Here is a 2,551-nt window from a genome sequence, read left to right on the forward strand (position 1 = left end):
AAGTTTAGTGGTGCTGAGTTAGAAACCCTGGCATCAGAAGCAGCACTACTGGCTTTCGATGAGGGAAGACCTCAGCAGGTCACACTGGCTGATTTAGAAAATTGTCAGCAAAACATCACCCCTTTAGCTGTTCAAGATGCTGCTGCTGTTGAGCGGATGCAGTCTTGGTCAAAGATTGCGCGACCAGCTTCCAGTCCTGTGCAGGTATCTAAGAAAGGTCTTCGTACTTCTAGGTTCCGCACTAATTAGGTATTCCCAAATTAGTAATGATTTGAAGCTTTTGTCAAATGAACATCTGTTGTTGAGATATTCATTTGACATGGCAATACTTTACTCTAAATTACGTCAAAAATATGGAAGTTTACTTAATATTTGTAAATGCTGCTCAGAACAGTAACAAATTCTGGAGTGCAAAAGTTGAGCAAAGCAATCTAACTGTTGAGTGGGGTAGGGTCGGCTACAAATCTCAGCAAAAAGTTCACTCTTTCGGTAATGCTCAACAAGCAGTTTCTAAATTCCACAATCTCGTGGCTGAGAAGAAAATGAAAGGCTATCGAGAAAGCCAACCTCAAATTGATAGTACTTCTGATTCTCTAGAAATCAAAAGAGCTATCCAATTACTGGAGATTTTGCGCCCTTATGTAGCACAAAGACAATTTGCCAATAGAAATTATCTACAGGCCTTAAACCAATATTTAAAAATCGTTCCTACACCTTTAGGAATGAAAATAGACCCGTCTCGAATATACCGCGATGTGGCAGATGTTGAGCATCAACTATACTCTTTGTTGGAAACTGATTCTATGGTGGGTGATAACACTACAGAAGAATCTGCTAATAACAGCAAAGTTATTAGTTTAAAAAGCATTGGAAAGAACTTTTGGAGGCATTTGTAGAACTTAATAATTCAGGAGCAGAGCCAGATACTCCGAAAGCTACGATCAGAATAAAGGCTTACCTGAGAGCCGTTAAATGCGATATATCAGTAAACTTCCGTATGTCTCATAGAGTAAAAGCATCTGATTCAAAACTTCCCAATCTTTATTTTCTGCTATCGCAGTCACCTTTCTAAGAATGACGCAACCAGAAATAAATTCTCATGACTCAAACAGCATCGAAACAAAGGGTAAAGCCTACCAATCAGACAAAACAAAAAAGTGTAGCTACTCCTAAAGGCGAAAATGAAGTATCAGCAAATATCCCAGACATATCTACAGGTAAAAAGAAAAAACATACATCTCCAGATGCTGATACTTCAACTGAGCCTATCTCAAATAAGCGTACTAATAAACGTTCTGCCAAATCAGAGTTCAACTCTCAACCACTTATAGAATTAGGAATGGAGGTAATCTGCTCACAAACTAAATTTCACGATGCACTCTCTTTAGTTAGTTGTGCTACCCCAGCTAAACCTAGCCATCCGATTCTTGCTAATGCTCTAATCATTGCAGATATCGAAACACAACAGATACATTTAACTGTTACTGATTTAGCATTAACAATTCAGGCAAGTTTTGAAGCCCAGGTGTTGCTCAAGGGTGAAATTACTGTGCCAGTGGAAATGCTATTTGAGATAGTTAAGCATTGCCCTAATGGTAATATTAGCCTCAGTAGTCAGACTCAGATTATACAGCTTATTGATGAGGAGAAGCAAACAAAAATTTGCTCTCTGGGTTTATCTGATGCTGATGGAAAATATGAAATTAGAGGCATTAGTGCTGAAGACTTTCCACCTAGTTCTACAATTGATGCTACTCCCATTCCTCTGCCAACAACAGTTTTCAAAGATGGTTTGAAAGGTGTAATTTATGCTGTCAGCCCTGATGAAAATAAATATATCTTGACCGGAGTTCATATTCAACTTGCACAGGAGAAGTTAAAGTTTATTGGTACTGATGGGCATCGAGTCGCAACCACTGAACTTTCAACTCAAGGAATTGGTAGAAAACCCCGTAAACAAGTAGAATCTGAAGAGATACAATTTACTATTCCCGGTCGAGTCCTCAAGGAACTAGCGCGTAACTTGGATGATTCTGTCGAATTCATTAATTTATTGTATGATGCCGAAAGTAATCGCTTGGGTTTTGCTTGGCAAGATATTATCCTCAGATGTCAATGTCTCGAAGGAACTTACCCTGACTGCGAACAGCTATTGGCAAGATTTAGCTTTGACCGAGAAGTAATCCTAGAAAAAGCATTCTTAGTCAAAGCACTTGAACGGTTAGCTGTGTTAACAGATAAAAAAGAGAAAGGTATTTATTTACAGTTTGATGGAAATTTGCAGCAGCTACGACTATCAATTGAACGGGAGTTTGGCAAAGGTGATCAGGTTATTGCTGCTCATCTACCATCAGAAATGTCATTGAATATCCAGTTTAACCTCAAGTATTTAGTAGAAGCAGCCAAGGCAATTCCCAGTTCCGCTATCAAAATGCACTTGCAACAATCAGATCATCCTGCCATGTTGGTTCCTTATGGAGATAGACCAAATCCAGAACTGCAAATGGAAATGCGTCAATTCTTACTGCCACTGTACACTCTAAATGCTTAA

Annotated in this window: 2 protein-coding genes and 1 pseudogene; all 3 read left to right on the forward strand. The window is 38.9% G+C overall.

The window, feature by feature from the left end; translation table 11 throughout:
• Positions 1 to 249, forward strand: a pseudogene (locus AC1F2U_RS34560) (AAA family ATPase); the annotation flags it as partial.
• Positions 250 to 353: 104 nt separating this feature from the next.
• Positions 354 to 896: a WGR domain-containing protein gene (locus AC1F2U_RS34565; RefSeq protein WP_480265246.1), complete on the forward strand. Its 543-nt coding sequence runs from the start codon at positions 354 to 356 to the stop codon at positions 894 to 896.
• Between the two features lie 203 nt (positions 897 to 1,099).
• Positions 1,100 to 2,551: a DNA polymerase III subunit beta gene (dnaN, locus tag AC1F2U_RS34570; protein WP_480265247.1), complete on the forward strand. Its 1,452-nt coding sequence runs from the start codon at positions 1,100 to 1,102 to the stop codon at positions 2,549 to 2,551.

The organism is Nostoc sp. LEGE 12454 (assembly GCF_056620565.1).

Excerpts from the sequence above, each read along its gene's own strand:
- AC1F2U_RS34565 (WP_480265246.1), top strand. The coding sequence starts at position 354 with ATGGAAGTTTACTTAATATTTGTAAATGCTGCTCAGAACAGTAACAAA.
- dnaN (WP_480265247.1), top strand. The coding sequence starts at position 1,100 with ATGACTCAAACAGCATCGAAACAAAGGGTAAAGCCTACCAATCAGACA.